We start from the raw sequence: 24,820 nt of genomic DNA on the forward strand, positions 1-24,820 counted from the left end.
GAGCAAGAGAACGATGCGCCTGGCCGAGCTCCTCACCGTCGACCGCATCGACACCGACCTCGACGCTCGCGACAAGGGCGACGCGATCCGCGCGATGGCGAAGCTCCTCGCGTCCGGGCTCTATCCGAGCGCGGGCGGGAGCGCTCCAAGCGTCGACGAGGTCGAGCGCGTGCTCCGCGAGCGCGAAGCCGTCGCGAGCACGGGCGTCGGTGACGGCGTCGCGATCCCGCACGGACGCCTGCCCGGTCTGACGCGCTTCGTGGGCGCGCTCGGGATCCAGCGGGGCGGCGTCGCGTTCGACGCCATCGACGGGCGTCCCGCGTCGATCCTGTTCGCGCTGATCGGCCCCGATCGCGCGGCGGGCGAGCACCTCAAGTGCCTCGCGCGGATCTCGCGCGTGCTGCGCGACGACGCGCTGCGCGCGAGGCTGCTCGGCGCCGACGCGCCGCAGCGCGCGCTCGACATCGTGCTCGAGGTCGACGGGGCCTAGGTCGCTGGTGATCGGACGGTCGCGCGACCGTCTCGATCGAGCGATCGACCGTGCGGCGCTGGAGAGACCGAGCCCTGAAGGCCCTCGCGTTCGCCGCGACGGTCCTCGCTGCGAGCGCGTACTTCGTGCGCTGGAAGCCCGACGCGTTGGGCCCGGTGCCCTCGATCGAGGCGAGCGCGCCACCGCTGCGGGAGGGCGAGCTCGCGGTGATGACGATCAACGCGTGGCGCCTCTCGCAGCCCGCGCGCGTCCCTGCGCTCGTCGCGGCGATCGATCGCGAAGGCGAGGCGCTCGCCGGCGGGCGTCCTGCGCTCGTGGGCATCCAGGAGATCCAGTCGCGCGAGGCGATCTCCGCGCTCTCGCGCGAGCTCGAGGACGACGGCTTCTTCGGCGCGTGCGAGTGCTCGATCCGGACCGATGGGTCGCTGCGCAGCGCGGTCGCGGCGGCGGTGCGCGATCCCTACGTCGTTCGCGGGCACGAGTGCATCGAGCTCGAGCGGCTCTTCCCCGATCAGCGTCGCTGCGCGCTTCTCGCGCGCGTCGACGATCCCGAGGGCCGGAGCATCGTGCTCGTGGTGGTGCACCTCGCGTGGCATCCGTCGAACGGCGCGATGGCAGCGTGGCTGCGGCAGGAGCTCGTGGAGCGCGACGCGCTCGGGCCGCACACGATCCTGCTCGGGGATCTCAACGCGTGGCCGGGGACCGAGGGCTACGATCGCATCGTCGCGCCGCCGCTGCGCGACGCGGTGCCCGGCGCGCCTGCGACCCACTACTTCGGCTGGACGATCGATCACGTGGCGATCGGCGATGCGCTCGAGACGGTGCGCTCGCTCGATCGCCGCGCGTCGTACGAGCGGATGCAGCCCGCTGCCGCGCTCGTCATGCCGCTCGCGTGCGACGAGGGCGGGCCGCCGGGCTGTCCGGTGAGCGATCACCTGCCCGAGGGTGTCGTGCTGCGTTGGCGCGACGGTGATCGCGTCTCAGCGACGCAGCGGTAGGCCGAGCGCGCGCAGTGTCTCGGCGATGTGGCGCGCCGGGATGTCGGCGTGGGGCGCGTCGCTCTCGACGATGACGACGCGTCGATCGCGCGCGTGCTCGAGGCGGGCATCGCGACCGACCGAGGCGCGCGCGCCGAGCGCACGGCGCGCGCGTCGCGCGAGATCGCGGTTGCGCTCGCGCGTGGTCCCGCGTCCGCCGTGGAACGAGAGCAGCGTGCGTGCGCCGTCTGCCGCGGCCCAAGCGAGGAACGCAGGCCCGCCGCTGTAGAGCGCGTCGAAGAGCACGAGGTGCCGCAGTCGATCGTCGATGCGCCCGGCGCGCAGGATCGCGAGGCTCGTCTCGAACGCGGCGCTGTGCGCGAGGATCGTGATGCCCGCGAGATCGTCGACGCGACGGCGCGCGCCGAGATCGGGCTCGAGCGCGGCGAGGAGCTCGTCGAGGAACGTGCGGAACGCGCCCTCGCGCCCGAAGCGCCCCGGGCTCCCTTCGCGCTGCCAGAGCGCGAGCTGCACCACGACGAAGAGCGTCTGCGTCCCCGCTTCGTCGTGACGCGCGGCGAGGCCCCAGCCGGGGTGCGGCGGATCGCCGGGACGACAACGCGCGTCGGGCGCGTCGGAGACGAGCACCTGCGTGCAGCCGCGATAACCGTGCAGGAACACCACGAGGTGCAGCGGCGCGCGCGCGTCGAACCCGGGTGGTGCATGGACGATCGCGTCGGGCGCGCCCTCGTGATCGAACGCGCCGTGCGCGACGTCGATCGCGCGCGTCCACTGCGCGCTCGCGGTCGCCGGGATCAGCGCGATCACGAAGACGATCGCGATGCGGCTCACGTCAGGCCGAGACCATGCGCTCGATGCCCTCGAGCCGCGAGAGCAGGAAGCGCTCGGACGCCGAGAAGCCCTCGGCGCGCGCGCGCATCGCGATCACGTAGCGACGCACCGGGCCGGCGCCCGTGTAGCGCAGCTTCCGCACGAGCTCGTGCACGCGCTCGATGTCGTCCGCGCCGAGGAGACGCCCCGTCGCCTCGTGCAGCTCGAACACCCAGTCGAGCCACGACGTGCGCTTCGTGCCTTCGGCGAGGCGCAGCGCGTATCGCGTCGCCTCCGCGATGCGCGGCGGAGGGGGCACCGAGCCGGTCTTCGCGCGCGCCAGGATCTCGTGCAGCGACTTGCCGAGCACGCGCTCCGCCTCGTCGAAGCGCCCGAGCGCGAGCGCCTTGTCGGCGATGCCCACGAGCAGCGCGCGCCCGGTGCTCTCCTCCGAGCCGACTCCCGCGGCCGAGGGGGGACGCGCGGCGTCGAGGCGCACTCCGTCGAGCCGCAGCGCCTCGTGCTTCGCGGTCTGCATCGCGTCGGGACGCACTGCGGGGATCTCGAGCGTCATGCCCGCGAGCGTCGGGTTGCCCTTGTGCTGCAGGTGCCCGCACTTCTGGCAGAACGCCATGTCCATCGTGATGGCGGCGCCGCACGACTCGCACGCGGACTCGAGCATCGGGCGATCGGGGATCTCGACGAGCACGAGCTCGTGCGAGCCGATCGTCACGCGATCGAGGTGCACGATCTTGCGACGCCCCGGGATGCGCTCGCCGTTGACCAGCACGCCGTTGCGGCTGCCGAGGTCGTCGACGAACACGCCGTCGGGCTGGACGTGGATCGCGGCATGCCGGCGCGAGACGAGCGCGTCGTCGAGCGCGAGGTGGCAGGCCGAGCTACGCCCGACGACGAACTCGCCGGGAGGCATCTCCAGGTCCGTGCCCTGGTACCGGATCCGGTAGCGAGGCAAGCGCTGCGGATCGTGCCAGAGCGCGCGCGCGGACGGAAGAGAAACGGGCGCTCCCGTCGTCCGGGGCGCCCGTCGTGGTCTTCGTCGGGGAGCCGAGGCTCCCCGGGGATCACATCGCGAAGACTTCCTGGAGACGCGCGATCTCGCCGAGCGACGTGGTCAGACGGCCCTGGATCTCGACCGTCTGGTCCATCATCCGCTTGAGCTCGGTGATGTCCTGCACGTACTGGCGGAACGCGCCGAGCTGCTCCGAGAGCACGCCCGCGCTCTGCGCGCCGTCGACGATGAGCACCGTGGCCGGCGTGGTGCCGATCTCGGTGTCCGCGACGAAGCGCTCGAGCTCGCGGCCCGGGCCACCACGACGCGCGCGCGCCATCAGCTTGGTCTGGCCCTCGATGGGCTCGAGGAGCACGAGGCTGCCGACGATGCCGCCCGCTTCCTCGTTCGAGACGGGCACGACGCCGTAGAGCGCGGTCGCCGACTCCGCCGCCGCAGCCGCGGTGCGATCGAGCTCGGCGCGACGCGTCTCGTTCAGCGTCGTCGCCGCGAGGCGCCCGATGCGCTCCCAGATCAGCTGGACGTTGTTGTAGTACGCGAAGAGATCGTCGACGGTCCCGGGCTGGAACGCGCCGTAGTTCTTCCGCGCGAACGCGCCCGCGCTGATCGGCACTTCCATGCCGCGCAGCTCGGTGATCGTGTCGTAGTCGACGCCCGCGGCCTGACCGCCGTGGCCGGCCGCGCGCTCCACGAGACGGTCGATCTTCGTCTGCGCGTCGAGCACGCGCGCCGAGGCCTCGGTGACCGTCTGGTAGATCTCGTGGCCGTCGCGGACGGTCACGTTGTAGAGCACGTTGCGGCCGTTCATCGAGCCGAAGCCGCCGCCGAGGAGGGCGCCGACGACGAGGCCGATGCCGAGCAGCAGGAAGTTGCGGCCGCGCTGCTTGCGACCCACCTCCGAGTCGTCGACCGGCTTGTCGTCGATGACGAGGCGGACTTCCTGCGGGCCCGCCGCGACGGCGGGACCGGCAGCGAACGGATCCACCGGCGCCTTCGGGCGCACCGACTCCGGCGCCTTCGGCTGTGCGAAGGGCGGAGGCGCGACGTCCGGGCCGCCGAAGGGCAGCTTCGGTCCTGCGATCGCAGCCGGCGGCGCGACCACCGGCGGCGCGACGACCGGCGCGATCGCGGGCGGCGGAACCGCGGCAGCAGCAGCGGCCGCGGCAGGAGCGGCGGCGGGGGCGGCGCCTGCGACGTTCGGCGTCGCGATGGGAGCGGCTCCAGGGGTGTTCGGGGAGATCGTGCGACCGAGCCGGGCTCGCAGATCCTTCTTCGGCTTCTTGTCGTCGGACATGTGCGGGCCTCGCCCTCCTGATCGAACCCTGAGTGGCTCCTCGTTTGGGAAGGAAACTTCCCTCCGCGTCCTTGGGCCTTTCCCCCCGGACGAATCCCGTGTTTCTTCGAGGAAACACGAGCACGCGGGGGTCGCAGGAGGCCGGAAGGTATCCAGCGCGAGCGACGGGTGTCAAGCGAAGCAGACCTATCGGAAGAGCTGGGAACCCCGAGAGGTTCGCGAGGTCTGGCGGCTCTGGCGGCGGTGGCGCCGGCCAAGTCGCGATGGCACCCTGACGGTCCCGCGCGCGGGCCCCAGGTACGCAGTCCACTCGGATCCGAGTGGGGTTCTCGGAGACGGCGGCGAGCAGAGCGCGAAGGGCCCGACCGGAGGCATGACGAGCGAGCGCGGAATCGAGCGGTGGAGGCGTGCCTTCGGAGGGCTGTCGCGCGGTGTGCGGCGCGTCACCGACCTGGTACCGATCACGCCGCTCGGGCTGATCGTCGCGGTCGTCGGATGGGCGGCGCTCACGCGCATCGGGCTGGCGGAGCGCGATCTCGTGCTCGTCGTCGCGGCCGGGGGCGCGCTCGGGCTCGTCGGGGTGGCGCTGGTGCTGGTGATCCTCGGGGCGATCCGGATCAAGCACGCGTCGTTCGATCCGCGTGGGACGCGCGAGCGCACGCTCGAGACGGAGCGCTCCCTGCCGACGGGCTTCTCGCTGCCGGGGCTCTTCCTGGTGCCGATGCTGCAGGTCCGCTGGGAGTGGCTCGCGCCCGAGGCGCGGCTCGAGACGCGGCGTCGCGGGCTGCGCGTCGAGGAGGACGCATCGCTGCGGGCGCGCGGGATCGTGCCGGGGATCGAGCGGCGCATCATCGTGCAGGACGCGTTCGGGCTGGCGCGCATCGCGGTGCGGCAGCGATCTCCGGAGCGTCTGACCGTGCTGCCGCATGCGGGCGCGATGCGCGATCTGCCGCTGCTCGTGTCGATGGCGGGCGGGGACGACGTACCGCACCCGATGGGGCTCGACGACGGGGACCGCGTGGAGCTGCGTCGCTACGCGCCCGGGGATCCGGCGCGACACATCCACTGGAAGGTGTTCGGGCGCACCCGGAAGCTGATGGTGAAGATGCCGGAGCGCGCGCTCTCGCGTGCGCGTCGAACGGTCTCGTACCTGGTCGGTGGGCCCGACGACGAGGCGAGCGCGGCCGCGGCACGCGTCGCGATCGAGGGTGGTGCCTTCGGCGCGGAGTGGATCTTCGGCGCGGACGGCTCGGACGGCGAGGCGAGCGCGATCGGTGATGCAGTGCAGCGCGTCGTGACGTCGGCGGGCATCGGAGAGCGCGGCGGCAGCGGGCTGCGCGCGTTCGTGGATCGTGCCGAGCGCACGGGGCCCGCGTCGTTGGTGCTCTTCGCGCCGCCGCGTCCCGGGCCGTGGCTCGCGCGGGTGCTCGCGGTGCTGCGCGGTCGCGCGGGGCGGGCGAGGGTGGTGATCGGCGTCGACGGGATCGACTCGTCGTCGAAGGCGACGTGGTGGCAGCGCGTGATCGCGCGTGAAGCACCTCGAGTGGGAACGCCGATCGACGAGCTCGATGCGGTGCTCGGCGCGCTCGCGGCGACGCGCTGCGAGGTGGTCGTGATCGATCGGCGCAGCGGGCGTCGGCTCGGCACCGCGCATCGTGGTGCGGCGCGCGCGCTCGCCGCGGACGGCAAGCAGGTGGCGGCGTGAGCGAGATGCGCGACGTGCGCGAGCCCGCGCTCTCGACGATGCTGCGCATGATCGTCTACGCGCTCACCGCGGGCGTGTTCGCGTGGCCGCTCTCGGTCGCCGAGGGCGTGATCGCGGCGGCGATCGGCGGGGGCCTGGGTTCGTTGGTCGGGCGCCGTCTCGCGAGCACGCGCGTGCGCACGCCGGTGGTGATGCTCGGCGCGCTCGTCGCGCTGGGGGTGTCGCTCGCGTTCGCCGATCTCGTGGTCGGCAGCGGGTCGGTCGCGTCGATGCTGGGGCCCTCGCTCGCGCTGCGCGCCGGCGAGGCCGCGGCGTTCGGGCTCGGCGCGCTCGTGCTCGGCACCGCGGTGCGACTGCTCTCGGCGCGTCGTCGTTCGCTCGCGGTGATCGAGATCGCGCTGATCGCGACGTCGTTCGCGGCGCTCGTGGTCGCGCATCGCAACTACGCGATCCATCGGCCCTTCGAGATCGCCGACTGGTTCCTGGTGCGTGGCGGCAACCCCGAGTACGGCATGCTCGGCATCGGCGCGCTCGCCGGGCTCGTGATCGGGCTGCTCCTGCTCAGCGAGCGCAGCTTCCTGCGCTCCGCGGTGCACCTCGGGGTCGCGGCGTGTCTGCTCGCGCTCATCCTCGGCACCACGGCGATCGCCGGGCTGCCTCCGCCGCAGTCGGGCGGCGACGGGCTCAACCTGCGCAACGACACCGGGCGCGCGGAGCGCGAGGCGCAGGGCCAAGGACAGAGCCAGGGCGGCGCGGGCGGGCCGGACTTCCAGGACGAGTACGATCAATCGGGCTCGCAGACGCCGCTCGCGATCGCGCTCCTGCACGACGACTACTCGCCGCCGAGCGGCGTCTACTACTTCCGGCAGGAGTCGTTCAGCCAGTACAACGGGCGACGGCTGATCGCGGCGGGCATCTCGGGCGTCGACGACGATGTCGCGTCTGGTTTCCCGACGCGCACGATCGACATCCCGGGCGCGCCCGACACCGGCGCGTGGCGCACGACGGTCGAGACCACGGTCGGTCTGCTCGCCGAGCATCCGCGGCCGTTCGGGCTCGAGTCGCCGATCCAGCTGGTGCCCGTCGAGAACCCGGATCGCGGGCGATTCCGGCGCACCTATCGCGTGCGCTCGGCGGTGCTCACGTCGGACGAGTGGGGCCTGCTCGGGCGCACCGCGGGGAGCCCCACGTGGAGCGAGGACATCCGCGCGCACTACACGCGCGGGCCGAGCGATCCGCGCTACGGCGAGCTCGCGCAGCGCATCCTCGGCGAGGTGCCCGAGGACCTGCGCGTCGATCCGATCGTGCAGGCGTTCGCGATCACGCAGTGGCTCGGGCGCGAGGGCACGTACTCGCTGCGCAGCCGGCATGCGAGCGCGGACGATCCGACCGCGCACTTCTTGTTCGGCGATCTCACCGGGTACTGCGTGCACTTCGCGCACGCCGCCGTGTACCTGATGCGTGCCGCGGGATTGCCGGCGCGGGTGTCGACCGGATACATGGTGCCCGAGTCGTCGCGGCGGGGTGGCTCGGCGATCCTGATCGCCGGCGGCAACTCGCACGCGTGGCCCGAGGTCTATCTCGACGGCGTGGGATGGGTCGTGGTCGACGTGGTGCCGGAGCGCTCGCTCGATCCGCCGCCGGGCCCTGCCGACGAGGCGCTGCAGCAGCTGCTCGCGGAGATGCTGCGCGGGCTGCGACCTCTGCCGGAAGACGGCAGCGAGGCGCCGCGCGCGTTCGATCAGATCCTCGACGACGTGCGCGGTCCGCTGGCGATCGGGCTCGCTGCGCTGATCGGGACGCTCGTGCTGCTCGGCTACGCGATCAAGGTGTGGCGGCGCCTCTCGGGCAGCGTCTCGCCGTCGGCGCACACCATCTATCGCGCGGCGATCGATCAGCTCGCGTCGAGCGGCGTGGTGCGCGAGTGGGGCGAGTCGCGCGAGGCGTTCGCGTGGCGCGTGCGGCGCGAGCTGCCGAGCCTCGCGAAGCTCACGACGTCGCACGCCGCGGTGGCGTGGGGCAGCAAGAAGGCGCGCGACGATGCGCGCGGGCTGCTCGCGACGAAGAAGGAGCTCGGGCGCGAGCTCGCGAAGACGATCCCGTGGTGGAGGCGCGCGCTCGGCGCGCTGAACCCGTACTCGTGGCTGCTGTCTCGATGATCGGCGCCGCACGGAGAGAGAACGACATGGACGCGACGACCAGCAGCGAGAACGTTCCGTCGACGAACGGAAGTGGGGGCCTCGAGAGCGCGCACGAGGTGGCGAACCGCCTGAAGGCGCGGCTCGGCGCGGTGGTGCGCGGGCGCGACGACGTGATCGAGCTCGTGCTCACCGCGCTGCTCGCCGACGGCCACGTGCTCCTCGAGGACTATCCGGGCTCGGGCAAGACCACGCTCGCGCGCGCGCTCGGTGGATCGATCCGCGAGGATCAGGGCGTCGTCGGGATCGCGCCGTTCCGCCGCATCCAGTTCACGCCCGATCTGCTCCCGAGCGACATCACGGGCACCAACGTGTTCGAGCTCGAGCGCTCGAATTTCGTGTTCCGGCGCGGTCCGATCTTCGCGCACGTCGTGCTCGCGGACGAGATCAACCGCACGTCGCCGAAGGTGCAGGCCGCGATGCTCGAGGCGATGGCCGAGAAGCAGGTGACGGTCGACAACGACACCCACGCGCTCGACGATCTCTTCTTCGTCATCGCGACGCAGAACCCGCTCGATCTCGCGGGCACGTACCCGCTGCCGACGCCGCAGCTCGATCGCTTCCTCTTCAAGATCAAGATGGAGCACATCTCGCGCGACGCGGAGCTCGAGGTGCTCGCGGCGTATCCCGCGCCGCACCTCTCGCTCGCCGACGAGGTGCCCGGTGTGACGCGCCACGATCTGCTCGCGGCGCGTCGCGCGCTGCGCGCGAACGTCGCGCTCGATGCGGCGTTCCGCGAGGCGCTGGTCGATCTCGCGCGCTCGCTGCGCGACGACAAGCGCGTGCTCCAGGGCGCGTCGACGCGCTCGCTCGTGCTGATGATGCCCGCGCTCCAGGCGCGCGCGCTGGTGTCGGGCCGCGATCACGTCACGCCGCACGATCTCGAGGTGCTCGCGCCCTACGTGTTCACGCACCGCCTCGAGTGCGCGCCGGGTGTCGACGATGCCGCCGCGGTCGTGCGCGAGCACGCGAAGGCGCAGGTCGAGAAGCTCGCGCGCCGCAGCCTCAAGCGTTGATCACGATGCGCGCACGTCGCCTGCTCCTGCTCGTCTCGCTGTCCGCGCTCGCGGCGACCGGCGTCGTGCACGCGCAGGACGACGAGGGCGGCGACGAGGATCTCGGCGAGCTGCTCGGACCCGAGGCGCTCGGCGCGATCGAGCGCTTCGTCCCGCCCGGGATGGAGGCGTCGCCCGAGGAGCTCGCGGCGTGGCAGGAGGCCGATCAGGGCCACCACATCAAGGCGCGCGAGCTCGCGGAGCGCATCATCGCGCGCAATCCGAGCTCGTACGTCGGGCACTTCGTGCTCGGCTACGTGCACCACCAGGGCGAGGCGAACTTCCCGCGCGCGCTCTTCCACCTCGATCGCGCGTACCGGCTCTACAGCGCGCGCTGGGGCGAGCCGCCGAATCCGTCGGCGCCGTGGCGCTGGCACTCGATGATGCTGCGCTTCCTCGTCTACGCGCACGCCGACCTCGAGCACTACGAGGAGCAGATCGCGTGGATGCGCCGGTTCAACGAGGTCTACGACCCCGACATGATCGGCGAGATGGCGTGGCCGCTGATGAAGCTGCGCCGCTTCGACGAGGCGCGGCAGGTCGCGCGCGCCGCGCAGGCGAGCGACTCGCCGTGGCAGGTCGAGGTCGCGCTCAACGCGCTCTGCGCGGTCGAGTTCGAGGCGGGCGACGATCGCGCGAGCTACGAGGCGTGCCGCGCCGCGATGGAGCTGCGCGGCGGCGATCCGCGCTCGCAGAGCGCGGTGGACTTCACGAACTTCGCGGAGGCCGCGCGCGCAGTCTTCCGGCTCGACGAGGCGGAGCGCGTCGATCAGCTCGCGACGCAGGCGCAGGTGAGCTGGTACGGCAACCCGCACGTCGAGCTCGGCGAGCTCTACGTGCGCGAGGGACGCTTCGTCGAGGCGCTCGATCAGCTCAAGCAGGTGCCGCGTTATCGCGCGCGCCGTCCGCCGCACGTGCAGGACAGCGATCGCAACGAGGCGCGGCGCGCGCTCGCGGAGTTCTTCCTCGTGATCGGCCGCAGCCAGGACGCGGCGCGCATCGCGCATCGCGCGGTGGTCGCGCCCGATCGACGCGGGCACAACAGCCGCGATCCCGCGCAGGACGAGGCGATCGCCGCGCTGCTCGATCGGCGCGCGCGCGTGATGGAGGCGCAGCGGATCGTCGTCGAGTCGCTCGGCGCGCCGCTCCACGAGCGCATCTGGGCGACGCTCTCGTCGTGGAGTCTGCGACTCGATGCGTGGAAGTCGGGACGTCAGGCAGCGCGCGCGCTGGCCGACGACACGCGGCTCGTCGGCACGTTCATGATCGGCACGTCGCGCAGCGCGGTGCTGCCGCCGTGGCTCGCGGGCGAGCTCGTGCAGGTGCTGGGGCCCGGCGTCGCGAACGAGGCGGTGCGTCGTGCGCGCGCCGAGGATCGACGCGAGGGCGCGGGCGCGTACTACGACGCGTTCGAGGCCGAGGCGGCGCTCGAGAGCGGCGACTCGGAGCGGGCGCGCGAGCTCGCGCTGCGGGCGCTCTCCGCGCTGCAGCCCGCGGAGACGCTGCTGCGCGCGCGCATGCACGCGATCGCGGCGGAGTCGGCGCGGCGCAGTGGCCAGATCCAGCGCGCGCTCGAGAGCTACGACGAGGCGTTCCAGACCGATCCCGGGATCTTCCCGCGGCTCGAGCTCGCGGTGCCGGTGCGCATCACGATGCGCGGCGGTGCGGCCGCGGAGCGCGCGGGCGACCTGATCGCATCGAGCCCGCGCTTCGTCAGCTCGGACTCGGCGCTGCGCGTCGAGATCGAGTCGAGCGGGACGAACGGGCGCGCGTGTCTGATCGGCGCGAGCGGGTCCGTCCTCGCGTGCGCGGAGGAAGCGCGGCGCGCAGCCGAGAGCGACGACGACTACGGCGCGCGGATCGCGACGGCGTTCCACACGGCCGCCTTCGCGCCCCGGATCGATCTCAGTCAGGCCGATGCGAACGGGCTCGATGGGTCGAACGTCTCGGCGCGCGATCCGCTCCGGACGCTCTTCGGGAGCGACGGCGACGGGACCGAGGTCGAGGTCGACGAGGAGTGATCAACTCCGGTCCCTGCCGTCCGTCCGCACGCTCCCGTACGGGCCCTGCGCGGGAGAGCACTCCCGCCGGCGATCACCACGCGAAGTGGCGCTCGCTCGCGATCACGATGTCGAGCGTGACGTCACCGCGCGGAGCGGGTCGCATCGCGAGCGACGGGAGCACCTCCGCGACACACGCGCGGTAGCCGCTCTCGAGCGTGGTCTCGACGACGCTCGTCCGGGTCGGGAGCTCGCTGCGGTCGTAGCGCACGCGCGCGCGCACGATTCCCTGCGATCGCGGCCCCCCGTGATCGCGCACGCATCGCTCGACGCGCGGGAGGAACCCTGTCATCGCGCGGTGTACGTCGATGATCGCGCGGTCGCGATCCTCGGTCGGCGCGTGCGCCTCGACGACGCGCACCTCGCGCACCACGAGCACGTCGCGCGGTCGCGGGGGCGCGACGTCGGCGTGCGCGAGCGACGCGAGGGCGAGCAGCGCAGCGAGCCCCGCGAGGATCGCCGGCAGGACGGACGTACGTGCGTGCATGGCGGATCGGACGTGCGACGCGCCCGAAGGTTCCGCGATCACCCGAACCACCGTCGGACCTTGCCCGCGATCGAGCGGATCGCGGACGGATGCTCTGCGCTCGCGAGCTCGCCGGTGCGCGCGGAGATCGCGGCGTGGAAGAGGCCCTCCACACCCTCGGTCGCCTCGCCTGCGTAGCGATAGCGCACGACGTAGAGCGGGTAGTACACGAGCGCGGCTGCGCGGATGCGCACGTCGACCTTCGCGTAGAGCGCGGCGTGCGGCTCGCCGCGACGACGAAGATTCGCGCGCGCCGTCTCCTCCGCCTCCTCGCGAGGCACGTCGGGCAGCACGCGCTCGCCCTCGTCGATCGGGCTCTCGCTCAGCGCGACCATGTCGGAGCGCGCGATGCGCACTTTCGCGCTGGGATCGATCGCGAGATGCGCGCGCGCGAGCACGAGGATCTCTCCGTCGTGATGGCGAAACCCACCGGTCGGAAGCACCGCGGGTCGTCCTCGTCCGGCGGGCACGGTGGTGAGCCCCACGTGGAATCCGTCCGCCGAGCCCTCGAAGCGCCAGAGCGGCACGAACACGCGCTCGACCGGACCGATCTCGGCGCGATCGACGTCCGCGGGACGCGCCCAACCGTGCGTCACGGCGTCGCGCGCGCGTCCGTGCCCCGCCATCGTGCCGAACGTAGCGGGCACCACGAACGTGTCGCTCTCCGCGACCTCGCTCGGGCGCGACGGAGGTGTGACCAGCGGCGGAAACGGCATGCCTCCATCGTACGTCGTCGCGCGTGGCTGACGTCCCCTCGCGCGCGGTGCACCATCGCTCGGCGCCATGCGGATCGACCCGAAGCGCACGTTCGCGCTGCACTCGTCGCTCGGCATGGTCGTCGGCGTCGCGATCGCGTTCGTGTGCGCGACCGGCGCGCTCGCCGCGCTCGCGCCCTCGATCGATCGCATGGTCGTTCCCGCGTCGCGCATCGACGACGCGCGTCCCGACGATCCGCGCGCTCGATGGAGCGAGCTGCTCGCCGCCGCGCAGGCCCACGCGAGCGGCGCGCAGGTGATCGTGCTCTCCGCGCCGCACGTGCCCGGCGTCGCGGCCGAGGCGATCCTCCGCCACGGCCCGGGACGCTTCGAGCGCCTCTATCTCGATCCCCGCGATGCGCGCGTGCGCGGGCGCGGCGCGTGGTGGAACGTGCAGCGCTTCGCGCGCGATCTGCATCGCTCGCTCTTCCTCGGCGAGAACGCCGGCATCTTCGTCGTCGGTGCGCTCGCGACGCCGCTGCTGGTGTCGACGCTGAGCGGTCTCGTGCTCGCGCTACGCACCAAGCAGCGCTGGCGCGTTCGATGGCGCGCCGGCCGCGAGCGCGCGCTGCGCGACGGACATCGCGCGCTCGGTCTCGCGCTCGCGGTGATGGCCCTGCTCTGGGGCACGACGGGCGCGTGGTACTGGGCCGAGCTGATGCTCGGTTGGGCGCACGTCTCCGCGATCCCCGCGCTGCCGCGCGTCGAGGCGCGCAGCGACGCGGAGCATCGTGAGCTCGACGCGCTCGTCGCGATCGGTGAGGCCGCGTACCCCGAGCTCGTCGTCGACTCGATCGCGCTCCCGACCGCGCGCCGTCCGGTGCTCTCGCTGCTCGGCCACGACGGCAGCGTGCTCTCGCGCGACCAAGCCTCGCAGGTGTTCGTCGAGCCCTACGAGGGGCGCGTGCTCGGCGTGTGGAGACCGGATGCGATGGGCCCCGCAGAGCGCTGGGCCCACGCCGCGGATCCGCTGCACTTCGGTGAGCTCGGAGGTACGCCGACGCGCATCACGTGGGGCGTGCTCGGCCTCGGCCTCGCGATGGTCGCGGCGGTCGGTCCGTGGATCCGCTGGCGCCGCCGCCGCGCGTGATCAGATCGCGCTCGCCGCGTGCACGGTCGCACGCGCGACGCGCGACGCGCCGCCCACCACGAACGCGTCCTCGACGAGCCCGCGCACCCGATGCGGGCTGTCGGACGGATCACGGCCCACGCGGAATCGATGCGTGATCACCGCGCCCGCGTACGCCGCCGCGCCGCCGATCAGCGCGCCGGCGAGCATCGATCGACGGTCCGCGGCGAACGCCGTCGCGCCCGAGAGCGCGCCCGTGACGCAGCGCCCCGCGATGCTCGGGAGCGCGAGGCGGCTGGGCACGCCGGGCATCTTGTCGGCGATCAGCTCGGCCCACATCGAGAGCCGCAGGAGTCGCCTCAGCGTCGGGCGCTGCAGCGCGCGCCACGCTGCGCGATCCGACACGATCTCGGCCTTTCGCGCGTGCTTCGAGAGCTGCGCGAGCGGGGTCGCGGCGCGTCCGCCGCACAGCGCGCCGAGCAGAGCAGCGCGCATCACCGTGCGCGCGAAGGACCGGGTCGTCTCGGTGTCCATGCACGAGCCCCGAGCAACCCACAGGCCGCAGGCCGGGGAAGGACGCGCGCTCGTCGAAGTACATCGGAGCTGCTGGAGGTCCTCGATGCGTGAGCTGATCCCGATCTTGTTCCTCGGGGCGTTCGTCGCCGTTCCGATCGCGCTCGTCGTCGCGTTCGTTCAGCTCCGCGCGAAGGCGCGCCGCGCCGCGCAGGAGGGTCCGTGGAGCGCGCTGGCGCAGCAGCTCGGAGGACGCTTCGAGGGTGGCCGCATCTTCGTCGATCGCGGCGCGTATCAGCTCACGCTCGACACCAAGCTCGTCTCGGTGATGCAGGCCGCATCGAGCCCCTGGTACCCCGACGGCGGCACGTTCACCGAGGCGCGCGTCGCGTTCGATCCGCGCGGCGCGACCTCGATCCTCCCCTCGCCCGACAATGTCCCGCTGCGCCTCTCGCTCGACGAGCTCCCGCGCATCCCCGCGCTCGCCGCGCTGTCCGAGCTCGCGCAGCTGCCGCGCGACGCGCGCCTCTTCTTCGGCCCGAAGGAGGCGCGTGTCGTGTTGCACGGCGCGATCGTCGACGCGAACGTGATCGGAGCCGCGATGCGCTCGCTCGACGCGCTCGCGCAGGGCGTCTCGACCAGCGGCCCGCTCGCGCGCGTTGCTTGAGCCCTTGCCGGAGTGCTCGTCCCGCCGGTCCCGGACGGGAGCGCGCGAAGCGCGCGGACGGTAGGGACCGGCGGGCGAGCCGATTTCTCATCACTCGTGCTGCTGGTCCTGGGGCACGAGGATGCGTGCCTGGTAGGGCCCGACGCCCACGTCGATCGCGCCGTCCGCGCCGACCGTGAACGTCGTCTCGGGCTCGAGCAGATCGACGAGCACCGTGCCCACCTGCGCGTCGAGCGCGGTGCGCCGCGTCGCGTCGCTCATCGAGCTCGCGTGCCCGCCCTGCGCGTTGATCACGACGAGCGCGTAGTCGCCGTCGCCCGTCTCGCGCTCGAACGCGACCACACCCGCGTCGCTCGCGTCGCCGGTGGCGTTCGTCGTGTAGACGAGCTCGAAGTCACCGTGCGTCAGCGCGCGATATCCACGACGGATGCGCGTGAGTCGCGCGATCCACTGGAACGTCTCTCCGTCGGTCCGATATCCGCTCCACCAGAGCGGCTCTCGATTCTGCGGGTCGTTGCCGCCCGCGTATTCCTGCTCGGTCCCGTAGTAGATGCAGGGAATGCCGTCCTCGGTGAGCAGGTAGGCGAGCGCAGCGCGCAGCGCGGCCGGGCCCTGCTCGTCGGGCCGGTCGTAGAGGAAGCGCGGCACGTCGTGGTTGTCCATGAAGTTCACGAGCACGTCGCGCGGCGCGACGCCGACGCCGCCGGGCTGCGGCTCGGTGCCGTAGTTCACGCCGCGCTGCTCGTAGAGCGCGCGGATGCGATCGGTCGGCCCACCGCGCTGGAACACGTCGCCGAACACCTGGAACTTCTGCGAGAAGTAGAAGACGGAATCGAGACGCCCGGGGCGCGTGTAGCTCCCGATGAGCGCGTCGTCTCCGTCGAACGCCTCGCCGAACATGAAGAAGCTCTCCTTGCCCGCGGCGGCGAGACGCTCGCGCACGCGCGGTGCGAAGTCGTCCCAGAACTCGTATTCGACGTGCTTCAGCGTGTCGATGCGGAATCCGTCGATGTCCGTCATCAGCACCCAGCGAACGTAGGAGTCCACCATCACGTCGCGCACTTCCTGACGCGTGGTGTCGAGATCCTTCAGGCCACCGGGGAAATCGCCGAAGAGCGTCATCTCGCGCACCCGCGACTGGCACGCTCCGTCGCCCGCCGGGCAGTCCCAGTGCGTCACTCGCCCGCGGCGGTTGTACATCGACGGATCCGCGAGCACCGGCGGGTTCGGGCGCACCCGGAAGATCTCCGGCATGTCGAAGAATCGAATCGTCGCCGGGCCGCTCTCGCCGAGCGACGTCCACCCCTGGATGCCGCGAGGATCGTAGTCGGGATCGTACTCGCTGATGCGCGTCACCGGGCTCCCCGCGCCCGAGCCGGCGACGCTCTCGTCCGGCTGACCGTTGCCATTGATGTCGTAGTAGAAGACCTGGCCCATGTGGTTCGTGACGATGTCGAGGATCACGAGCATCCCGCGCTCGTGCGCCGCGTTCACGAACCCGCGCAGGCTGGCCAGATCACCGAAGTGCGGATTGAGGCGCTCGAGGTCGACCGCCCAATAGCCGTGATAGGCGTCGAACCCTGCGTCGTAGTCGACATTGAGCACGATCGGGCTGATCCACAGCGCCGTGACGCCGAGCTCCTCGAGGTAGTCGAGGCGATCGACGATTCCCTCCCAGTCGCCGCCCTGGTATCGCGCCAGCGCGCCGGGCTCGAGGCGGTAGTCCGTCGACGCGTCGCCGTTGGCGAATCGATCGGTCAGCAGTTGATAGATGATCTGATCGCGCCACTCGGTCGTGTTCGTGCGAACGACGACGTCGCGCACTCCGTCGAGCTCGCCTTGCACGCACGAGCTCGCGCAGAGCGAGGCAGTGAGCGCGGTGGCAGTCAGGAAGATCTTGTGTGCTGCGTTCATGATCGTTCCCCCTGATCTCAAGGCGCGTAGCTGGAGCTCGAGAACCACCACTCGACGGACACTCCGAGGAAGTGCTCGAGGTCCTGTCGGGAGCGGGGATCGGCGTCGTTGTAGAGGCGCTGGGCGCCCTCGTCGCGCGCGGTGAGCACGTAGTGCAGCCGGATGTGCGGGCGCGTGTAGCTGCCGCGGCCCCACGGCGAGACGAACGGGATGAACCCGAACTTGAACACCGCGCCGCCCTCGGGATCGCCGCTGATCTCGTTGAGCGCGGTGGTCTGCATCCCCTGGAAGCTCAGGTCCGCCTGCAGGCCCGCGAATCGTCCGAGCCACACGATCGGGCGCACCGAGATCGCGCCCTCGGAGATCGCGCTGCGATCGAACACCGAGGGATCCGCGTCGCGGAAGAGCCGCCACCACGCGCCGAGCATCACGCCGATGCCGATGTCGTTCGACTCGTTCCACTCCCAGTTCGCCGAGAGCGCGAGTCGGATCTCCTCGGCACGTCCGGTCGAGATCACGGTGCCGGTGCGGAACGGAACGCCGAGCGGGTCGTACGCGCCGAGCCCGCGACCGTAGCGGAAGAACAGGTTCGCGAACGTGCGCTGACTGCCGATGTACCCGCCGACCTGTGCTCCGAGCACATATCCCGAGTCCTCGGGCAGGCCCTCGATCGTTCCGTCGGGACGACGGCGCTCACCGGCCGCGAGGAAGTGCTGCTCGCCGTAGAGCACCGTCTTGAGCCCCATGTCGGCGAAGCGCCCGAAGGGCCACCACGTCGCGCGTCCCGAGACCACGATGCGCGGGCGATCGAGCACGAACACTTCGTCGGGCAGGAAGCCCGCGCGCGCTGGGAAGAGATCGACCTGGCGCTGGAAGGGATTGTTCGGCTGCGACATGCCGACCTGCAGCGCGAATTCGAGGTCGTCCTCGAAGGCGTAACGAAGACCGCCGCCGACCATGTTGAGGTTGTCGAGCGGCCAGAAGTTCATGAGGTAGACGTCGTCGCCGCGGACCATCCGCGAGCCGCCCCAGATCGCCAGGCCGTTCACCAGGATGTTGTTCGCCTCGGCGAAGAGGTTGCGGATCGCGATGCGCTCGTCGAACTCGCCGTCGTACTGGAAGAGCGGCCCGGCGTACGCGACGGTGGCGACGATGCGCGTGTCGATGCCGAACATGCGGTCCTCGCGGCGCAGCTCGATCTCGGCGTAGGTGTCGTCCTCGTCGACGCGCGGCGCGAACGCGACGATGCGCGACTGGCGACCGGTGCGGCCCTGGAGGTCCGACGCCGCGACCACGCGGCCGTACGAGCCGAACTGGAAGCCGCTCCAGAAGTCGTCGCCGTCCTCCTCGTCCTCGTCGTCGTCGTCCCCATCGCCCGCGTCGGACTCGGTCGAGCGCGCCTCCGCGAGCGCGCCCTCGGGCGGCGTCTCGGCGTCCTCGGCGGCGTCGATCACGGCCTCCGCGGCCGCGGCCTCCTCGCTCGGCTGGGTCTCCATGCCGCTCGGCTCGGCGGGCTCGACCGGCTCTCCTGGCGGCGGCGCGTCCTGCGCTCGGGCCGGAAATGCTGGCAAAACGAGCGTCAGAAGCGTGACGCAGACCAGGGAGACTACGTTGCGCACGGCGCGGACGATAGCCGATCGGAGAGCCGGTGGAAACGGGATCGAAACCGCGCTAAGTCGAAATCGCGCGCCGTCCGGGTGCGCGACGATGACCACCACCGCCTGAACCGAGCGCTCGAGCTTTCTCCCGTCCCGGCGATCCGCGTGATCGACGCGCGCCGGGCCCTCGGAACGGTGGTGTTCATGTCTGGTTCGATGTCGTCGCGCCTCGTGGAGGCGCGCGGGCTCTCGTTCGCGTTCGGCGACGGAGCGCCGCTCTTCGAGTCGTTGGATCTCTCGCTCGCGCCCGGGTGGCACGGGCTCGTCGGCGAGAACGGCGCCGGCAAGACGACGCTCCTGCGTCTGATCGCGGGCGAGCTCGCGCCCGATGCGGGTCGCGTGATCGTCGTGGATCACGCGCTGGTCGTGCTCTGTCCGCAGCGCGTCGACGAGATCGACGTGCACGTGCGCGAGCTCGCATCGCGCGACGATGGCGACGCGCAGCGCCTGCGCGCGACGCTCTCGCTCGACGTCGCATCGCTCGCGCGCTGGGCCACGCTCTCGCCGGGCGAGCGCAAGCGATGGCAGGTCGCGGGCGCGCTCGCGCGCGAGCCCGACGTGCTCCTGCTCGACGAGCCGAGCAATCACCTCGACGCCGATGCGCAACGCGCGCTGACGCGTGCGCTCTCGCGCTTCCGCGGTGTGGGCGTGATCGTCTCGCACGATCGCGCGCTGCTCGACGCGATCACGACCCGCACGATCCGCCTCGAAGGGCGCGGTGCGCGGGTCTGGGAGGGCGCGTACTCCGACGCGCGCGAGGCGTGGATCGCGGAGGAGGACGCGCGCCGCACCGAGCGCGAGACGCTGCGCGATCGCGCGAAGAAGGAGGCGAAGAAGCTCGAGAGCGCGCGGCAGGAGAGGGCGCGCGCGGAGTCGATGCGATCGACCTCGAAGCGAATGCGCAATCCCGGCGACTCCGACTCGCGCGGGATCCTCGCGCAGACGCGCGCCGACTGGGCGGAGGCGCGGCTCGCGCGCAGCGCCGCGGTGCGTCGCGGCGCGGTCGAGCGCGCGGAGGAGCGCATCGAGGCGCTCGGGCCGGTCACGAAGACGAAGGGGCGCTCGGTGCTCTTCGCCTACGAGAGCTCGGCGAAGAACGTCGTGCTCACGATCGACGCCGAGGAGGTGCGCGCCGGCGAGCGCGTGCTCTTGCGCGAGGTCCGGCTCTCGCTCGGTCGTCACGATCGCGTGCGGCTCGAGGGACCGAACGGCGCGGGCAAGACGACGCTGCTCCACGCCCTGATGCGCGACGCGGGCACGCGCGTGCTCTTCGTGCCGCAGGAGATCGCGCGCGAGGAGACGGCGCGCACCATCGCGTCGCTGCGCGCGCTGCCCGGCGATGCGCGCGGTCGTGCGATGTCGCTGCTCGCGGCGCTGGGCGCGGATCCCGCGCGCGTGCTCGCCTCGCCCGAGCCTTCGCCGGGCGAGGCGCGCAAGCTCGCGATCGCGCTGGGCCTCGCGACGGAGGTCCACGCGGTGGTGCTCGACGAGCCCACGAATCATCTCGATCTGCCGTCGATCGAGCGGCTCGAGGACGCGCTCGAGCGTTATCCGGGCGCGCTGCTCGTGGTCACGCACGACGCGCGCTTCGCCGCGAAGGTCGCGAACGAAGCCTGGCGCATCGAGGGCGAGCACGTGATGCGCGCGCCGATGTGATCAGTAATCGCCTGCGTGCACGTACGGGTGGCTCCAGAGGGTCACCTGGAGCAGGCACGACTTCACCCACGCTTGGTGCATGCGCTCGACCTGGTCGGGCGCATCGCCCTTCTTCGCGAGGAACGGACGCAGCGTGTGCGTGACCGGGAACACGAGGAGGAAGAGATCGCGGAACGGCACGATCGGCGCCGCGCTCACTCCGTCGGTCCTGTTCTTCTCGATGCGGTGGTGGCGCAGCCCGATCTCGTGCTGGTAGTCGAGCCACGCCTGGTCGTACTGCGCGCGCGCGGTGTCGAGGATCCACTGCCCGAAGCGCTTGCGCACCGCGGCCAGATAGCCAGGCAGCGGTGCGCCGGTGGTCGCGTCGGAGAACGACGCGAGCAGGTGCGGTTGGCTGCCGACGAAGCCGTACCAGACGTCGAGGATCGCGTCGGTCTGATCGGCGAGCACACGCTCCGACGCGCGCAGCGCCGCGACGTCGTCGTCGCCGAAGAGGACCGAGCGCTTCATGCGCTCGAAGTCCTCGAGCGTGATCGGGCTGGAGCCGGGACTGGTCATGACGTGCCTTCTCCCCGCGGGACGGAGCCCGCCCTTCGTCCGCGAGCGAGCCGCTCGCGGGAACACGTGTGCGTGGCGAGACGCTCAGCGCGCGCGCGTGAGCGCGTCCCAATTGCTCGCCGCGAGCTCGGGCGCGGCGGGGACCTGATCGGCGCAGTCGAGGCGCAGCTGATCGTTCGCGAGCGGCGCGTCGACGAGCGCGCAGTGATGCGGGCTCGGCTCACCCGGATGCGCGTTCGCGCGGAAGTGAGTGCACCCGAGGCACATCCGGCTCACCGGGATCTGCTCTCGCTCCTGGAGCGTGCGGATCATCTTCAGCAGACCGCGATAGAACGTCGCCTGCTCGTCGGGCTCGAGCGCCTCGACCGCGGTCGCGAGGAAGTCGGGCCAGCCTGCAGCGCGCTTGGCCTCGCGGCGCCCGCGCGCGGTGAGCGCGAGCAGCGTCGCGCGCGCGTCGTCGGGATCGACGAGCTTCTCGACGAGCTCCTTCTCGACCAGCGTGCGCGCCGACTCGCTCACACCGGGCAGGCGCAGCGCGAGCCGCGCCGCGAGCGCGGAAGGACGCATCGGCCCCGTCGTGAGCAGCGTCGCGAGGATCTGTCCCTGCGTGGGCGAGAGACCGCGCTCGCCCGCGGCCTGCGACGACTGGTGCTTGAGCGCGAGACCGATCTTCGCGAGCCCGCTCGCGATGCGCTGGTCGAGCGGCTCCGTGTGGTCGTCGAAGAACGAGCCGGGCGGGGGCGCTTGCTCCATGCGCCGAGAAGATGCTTCGGAGTCCGAACTACGTCAAGAGCAATGCTTCGGACTCCGAAGCATCGCGCGCTGGAGAAGAGCGCGCCGCGCGACTAGATCGCGCACATGGACGTGTTCGTGGTGCGTCACGCGATCGCGGAGGACGCGGCGGCAGGGCAGGACGATGCGGAGCGCGCGCTCACGCCCGATGGCATCCGTCGGTTCGAGCGTGCGGTGAAGGGCATGCGCGCGCTCGACCTCACGTTCGAGCGCGTGCTCCACAGCCCGTGGCGACGTGCGCGAGAGAGCGCGGAGCTGCTCGCGCCCATCGTGAGCGGCCCGCTCGAGGAGACGCCGCTCCTCGCGAAGGCGCCGTCGCCCGCGCTCTACGAGGCGCTCTCGCGACACACCGAGGAAGGCCCGATCGCGATCGTCGGCCATCAGCCGTGGCTCGGCGAGGCGATCGCGTGGCTCGCGCTCGGCGACGCGAAGCTCGGCGCGACGATCGATCTCAAGAAGGGCGGCGTGGTGTGGCTCGAGGGCGAGCCGAAGCGCGGGCAGATGCGCCTCCGCGCGCACCTGCCTCCGCGCGTGCTGCGCGCGCTGCGGTGATCACTCGGCGGGCGCGGGCGTCGGCAGGCGCGTGCTCGGCATCGACGACGCCGAGGGCATCGGCGCGACCCCGCCGGGGAGCTTCGCCGCGGGCTCTTGCCGCGGGCTCTCGGCGCGCGCGGGCGACGCGTCTCGCTCGCTCGTGCGGACGCTCGGCGCCGAGGGCGTCTCGAGGATCACGCGCGAGCTGCGCTGCCACGTGAGGTACGCCCACGCCCACTCGAAGAGCACCGCGAGCCGGTTGCGGAACTCGACGAGGAACATGACGTGGATGAAGAGCCAGAGGACCCACGCGACGAACCCGGCGATCTTGATGCCGCCGATCTCCGCGATCGCCTTCGCGCGACCGATCGTCGCCATCGAGCCCTTGTCGCGATAGCGGAAGGGCAGGCGCTCCTGGCCCTTCACCGAGCGCACGATGTTCTTCGCGGCGTGGCGCCCGGTCTGCAGCGCGAGCTGCGCGACGCCGGGCAGCATCTTGCCGTCCTGCTCCTTCGAGATCAGGTCGCCGAGCACGAAGATCTCGGGGTGCGCGGGCACGGTGCAGTCCTCCGCGACCTTCACGCGGCCGGCGCGATCGAGCTCGGTGCCGAGGTCCTTCGTGAGCGGGCTCGCGCTCACGCCGGCGGCCCAGAGGATCGTGTTGCTGCGCACCAGGTCGTCGCCCATGTGCACGCAGCCCTCTTCGATCTTCGTGACCTTCGTCGAGAGGCGGACCTCGACGCCGAGCCGCTTCAGCTCGGCGAGCGCCTTGTCGGAGAGCTCGGGCGCGAACGTCGGAAGGATCCGCGGACCGGCCTCGACGAGCACCACGCGCGTCGTCGTGGGATCGAAGTGGCGGAAGTCCTTCGCGAGCGTTCGTCCCGCGATCTCGGCGAGCGCGCCCGCGAGCTCGACGCCGGTCGGGCCCGCGCCGATCACGACGAACGTGGTGTGCTCGCGGCGACGCGCAGGATCGGGCTCGCGCTCCGCGCGCTCGAACGAGCGGAGGATGTCGTTGCGGATCTCGATCGCCTCGCCGAGCGACTTGAGGCCGGGCGCGTGCGCGGCCCACTCGTCGTGGCCGAAGTACGCGTTCGTCATCCCGGTCGCGACGACGAGGTAGTCGTACGCGAGCTTCGACCCGTCCTCGAGCCACACCTCGCGCGCGGCGACGTCGATGCGCGCGACCTCCGCCATGAGCACGGTCGCGTTGCGCTGGTGCGCGAGCAGGCGGCGGATCGGCGACGCGATGTCGGGCGCGGCGAGCGCGGCGGTCGCGACTTGATAGAGGAGCGGCTGGAAGAGGTGGTGGTTGCTGCGGTCCACCAACGTGACGCGCACCGGAGCGCGCCGGAGCGCGCGCGCCGTCGCGAGACCGCCGAAGCCTCCACCGAGGACGACGACGTGAGGTTCTTCCTTGCGCAGCATGGTTTCTCCTCGGTTTCGTAACGGTAAATGAATCTGTCGACGCAGTGCGTCAAGCGTGTGTCATCGCGGTCCTTCCGCAAATTGGGAAGCGGTCCGCGGGGCGGCGAATGCCTTGCGCGATCCGCGCCAGCTCGCGATGCGTGCGCGCACGGAGGATGAGCGCGGAGGGTCCCACGACACGTGTGCTCGTGCGCGAAGCGCCCGAATGGTCGTGTGGCCGCAACAAGAGCGTAGACGTGCAGTCGATCGCAAGAACGGACAAGCATCGCCCGCGTGCTCGTGGCACCTCGGGATGCGCGTCTGCCGGGGGGTCGATGCGCGAGCACAAGATCGAACAAGCGATGCGACGAGCGCGTGGCGACTTGCCGGCGTGGACGACGCGGCGGGCGCCTCACGCTTGGAGCGAGGAGGAGCCCGTCTGCGCGAGCAGTGGGGGTGTCATGAGCCAGCGGAACGCACGTGGACTGAGCGTCGCGCTCTCGCCGAGCGACGCTGCGACGAGCGAGGTGTCGTCGCCGCCGCGAGGCCTGACGCGCGCGACCGCGCGCCGGGCGCGCGTGATGATCGTCGACGACAACGCGTGGCTCCTGCGGACGGTGGCGGAGGTGCTGGCGCGCGCGGGGCTCACGGTCGTGCCGCTGAGCGATGCGCGCGTGGCGCTCGAGCTCGCGTCGCGCGTGTCGTTCGACGTCGTGCTCTTCGATCTCGAGATGCCCGACGTCGACGGGGCGCGCGTGCTGCGCGAGCTCTGTCGCGTCGCGCCGTCGACGAAGCGGTTCCTGATGACGAGCTCGCACGACGAGGTGCGCATCGCCGAGCTCGCACCGCTGGTGAAGCGTGTGCTGCGCAAGCCGTTCACGCCGGATGCCCTCCTCGGGGCTCTTCACGAAGAGGGAGTGGTGCGGGAGGTCGGGACCAGGGCATGATGGGCCGAGCGAGGAGCGCGCGTCGGGGGGCGTCGCGGTCTTCGCGATCGACGAGGCAGAGAGAGACGAGACAGCGCGTACGGTCGTGATCGGGGGATCACGTCGCGGGACGCGAGAGCGCGGCGGGGGCGTGGGGGCGCACCCGCAGCGGACGTTCGGCGGTGCGAGCGAGGCGGGGCCTCGC

At 71.9% G+C, this 24,820-nt stretch carries 22 protein-coding genes; 11 read left to right on the top strand and 11 right to left on the bottom strand.

From position 1 onward, the window contains the following. Nucleotides 1-13 precede the first annotated feature (13 nt). On the top strand, nucleotides 14-490 hold the full coding sequence (locus tag I5071_RS08720; protein WP_236604950.1) for a PTS sugar transporter subunit IIA: 477 nt from the start codon (nucleotides 14-16) through the stop codon (nucleotides 488-490). Between the two features lie 50 nt (nucleotides 491-540). Then, on the top strand, nucleotides 541-1,488 hold the full coding sequence (locus I5071_RS08725) for an endonuclease/exonuclease/phosphatase family protein (protein WP_236604951.1): 948 nt from the start codon (nucleotides 541-543) through the stop codon (nucleotides 1,486-1,488). On the opposite strand, the gene I5071_RS08730 is transcribed toward I5071_RS08725, so the two are convergent. From I5071_RS08730 to I5071_RS08740, 3 genes are all read right to left on the bottom strand, one after another. After that, entirely contained in the window at nucleotides 1,471-2,319 is an 849-nt protein-coding gene (locus I5071_RS08730) for a hypothetical protein (RefSeq protein ID WP_236604952.1), read from the bottom strand. The two genes, I5071_RS08725 and I5071_RS08730, sit on opposite strands and share 18 nt — an antisense overlap. Before the next feature lies 1 nt (nucleotide 2,320). Further along, nucleotides 2,321-3,271 (bottom strand): FHA domain-containing protein, encoded by a 951-nt coding sequence (locus I5071_RS08735; RefSeq protein WP_236604953.1) that lies wholly within the window; start codon nucleotides 3,269-3,271, stop codon nucleotides 2,321-2,323. Between the two features lie 109 nt (nucleotides 3,272-3,380). Further along, the gene (locus tag I5071_RS08740; protein WP_236604954.1) at nucleotides 3,381-4,622 is read right to left on the bottom strand and encodes a hypothetical protein; all 1,242 of its coding nucleotides are present in this window, start codon (nucleotides 4,620-4,622) and stop codon (nucleotides 3,381-3,383) included. A 433-nt stretch (nucleotides 4,623-5,055) separates the two neighbouring features. On the opposite strand from I5071_RS08740, the gene I5071_RS08745 reads away from it, so the two are divergent. Genes I5071_RS08745 through I5071_RS08760 form a run of 4 tightly spaced genes read left to right on the top strand, consistent with a single transcriptional unit; the run spans nucleotide 5,056 to nucleotide 11,601 of the window. Beyond that, nucleotides 5,056-6,327 (top strand): DUF58 domain-containing protein, encoded by a 1,272-nt coding sequence (locus tag I5071_RS08745; RefSeq protein ID WP_236604955.1) that lies wholly within the window; start codon nucleotides 5,056-5,058, stop codon nucleotides 6,325-6,327. A gap of 5 nt (nucleotides 6,328-6,332) precedes the next feature. Then, complete coding sequence (locus I5071_RS08750) at nucleotides 6,333-8,486, top strand: transglutaminase-like domain-containing protein (protein WP_236607627.1); 2,154 nt, start codon at nucleotides 6,333-6,335, stop codon at nucleotides 8,484-8,486. Between the two features lie 26 nt (nucleotides 8,487-8,512). Then, entirely contained in the window at nucleotides 8,513-9,541 is a 1,029-nt protein-coding gene (locus I5071_RS08755) for an AAA family ATPase (RefSeq protein WP_236604956.1), read from the top strand. Nucleotides 9,542-9,546: 5 nt separating this feature from the next. Then, nucleotides 9,547-11,601 (top strand): hypothetical protein, encoded by a 2,055-nt coding sequence (locus tag I5071_RS08760; protein WP_236604957.1) that lies wholly within the window; start codon nucleotides 9,547-9,549, stop codon nucleotides 11,599-11,601. 73 nt (nucleotides 11,602-11,674) lie between these two features. On the opposite strand, the gene I5071_RS08765 is transcribed toward I5071_RS08760, so the two are convergent. Both I5071_RS08765 and I5071_RS08770 read right to left on the bottom strand, forming a co-directional pair. Next, nucleotides 11,675-12,127, bottom strand: a complete 453-nt coding sequence (locus tag I5071_RS08765; protein ID WP_236604958.1) for a hypothetical protein — start codon at nucleotides 12,125-12,127, stop codon at nucleotides 11,675-11,677. Nucleotides 12,128-12,165: 38 nt separating this feature from the next. Further along, complete coding sequence (locus I5071_RS08770; RefSeq protein ID WP_236604959.1) at nucleotides 12,166-12,882, bottom strand: hypothetical protein; 717 nt, start codon at nucleotides 12,880-12,882, stop codon at nucleotides 12,166-12,168. A gap of 67 nt (nucleotides 12,883-12,949) precedes the next feature. On the opposite strand from I5071_RS08770, the gene I5071_RS08775 reads away from it, so the two are divergent. Further along, the gene (locus I5071_RS08775) at nucleotides 12,950-14,011 is read left to right on the top strand and encodes a PepSY-associated TM helix domain-containing protein (protein ID WP_236604960.1); all 1,062 of its coding nucleotides are present in this window, start codon (nucleotides 12,950-12,952) and stop codon (nucleotides 14,009-14,011) included. Here the strand turns inward: I5071_RS08775 and I5071_RS08780 are convergent, their stop codons facing one another. After that, nucleotides 14,012-14,524, bottom strand: a complete 513-nt coding sequence (locus I5071_RS08780; protein ID WP_236604961.1) for a DUF4126 family protein — start codon at nucleotides 14,522-14,524, stop codon at nucleotides 14,012-14,014. Nucleotides 14,525-14,609: 85 nt separating this feature from the next. Between I5071_RS08780 and I5071_RS08785 the strand changes: the two genes are divergently transcribed. Beyond that, complete coding sequence (locus I5071_RS08785; protein ID WP_236604962.1) at nucleotides 14,610-15,170, top strand: hypothetical protein; 561 nt, start codon at nucleotides 14,610-14,612, stop codon at nucleotides 15,168-15,170. Nucleotides 15,171-15,260: 90 nt separating this feature from the next. On the opposite strand, the gene I5071_RS08790 is transcribed toward I5071_RS08785, so the two are convergent. Further along, the gene (locus I5071_RS08790) at nucleotides 15,261-17,084 is read right to left on the bottom strand and encodes an alpha-amylase family glycosyl hydrolase (protein ID WP_236604963.1); all 1,824 of its coding nucleotides are present in this window, start codon (nucleotides 17,082-17,084) and stop codon (nucleotides 15,261-15,263) included. Between the two features lie 17 nt (nucleotides 17,085-17,101). After that, nucleotides 17,102-18,580 carry a carbohydrate porin gene (locus tag I5071_RS08795; protein WP_236604964.1) on the bottom strand — a complete coding sequence of 493 codons (1,479 nt, stop codon included), beginning with the start codon at nucleotides 18,578-18,580 and terminating at the stop codon, nucleotides 17,102-17,104. Nucleotides 18,581-18,898: 318 nt separating this feature from the next. Here I5071_RS08795 and I5071_RS08800 point away from each other — a divergent pair, with 318 nt between their 5' ends. Next, nucleotides 18,899-20,398, top strand: coding sequence for an ATP-binding cassette domain-containing protein (locus I5071_RS08800; protein ID WP_236604965.1), 1,500 nt, complete (start codon nucleotides 18,899-18,901; stop codon nucleotides 20,396-20,398). Here the strand turns inward: I5071_RS08800 and I5071_RS08805 are convergent, their stop codons facing one another. Together I5071_RS08805 and I5071_RS08810 are read right to left on the bottom strand one after the other, a co-directional pair. Next, nucleotides 20,399-20,956, bottom strand: a complete 558-nt coding sequence (locus tag I5071_RS08805; protein WP_236604966.1) for a protoglobin domain-containing protein — start codon at nucleotides 20,954-20,956, stop codon at nucleotides 20,399-20,401. An 84-nt stretch (nucleotides 20,957-21,040) separates the two neighbouring features. Then, on the bottom strand, nucleotides 21,041-21,709 hold the full coding sequence (locus I5071_RS08810; protein ID WP_236604967.1) for a MarR family winged helix-turn-helix transcriptional regulator: 669 nt from the start codon (nucleotides 21,707-21,709) through the stop codon (nucleotides 21,041-21,043). Nucleotides 21,710-21,814: 105 nt separating this feature from the next. On the opposite strand from I5071_RS08810, the gene I5071_RS08815 reads away from it, so the two are divergent. Then, nucleotides 21,815-22,300 carry a SixA phosphatase family protein gene (locus tag I5071_RS08815; RefSeq protein WP_236604968.1) on the top strand — a complete coding sequence of 162 codons (486 nt, stop codon included), beginning with the start codon at nucleotides 21,815-21,817 and terminating at the stop codon, nucleotides 22,298-22,300. On the opposite strand, the gene I5071_RS08820 is transcribed toward I5071_RS08815, so the two are convergent. Continuing rightward, nucleotides 22,301-23,710, bottom strand: coding sequence for an NAD(P)/FAD-dependent oxidoreductase (locus tag I5071_RS08820; RefSeq protein ID WP_236604969.1), 1,410 nt, complete (start codon nucleotides 23,708-23,710; stop codon nucleotides 22,301-22,303). Between the two features lie 440 nt (nucleotides 23,711-24,150). Here I5071_RS08820 and I5071_RS08825 point away from each other — a divergent pair, with 440 nt between their 5' ends. Beyond that, complete coding sequence (locus tag I5071_RS08825; protein ID WP_236604970.1) at nucleotides 24,151-24,636, top strand: response regulator; 486 nt, start codon at nucleotides 24,151-24,153, stop codon at nucleotides 24,634-24,636. Nucleotides 24,637-24,820 lie beyond the last annotated feature (184 nt).

Origin of the sequence: Sandaracinus amylolyticus (assembly GCF_021631985.1) — a bacterium.
GTDB lineage: Bacteria > Myxococcota_A > Polyangia > Polyangiales > Sandaracinaceae > Sandaracinus > Sandaracinus amylolyticus_A.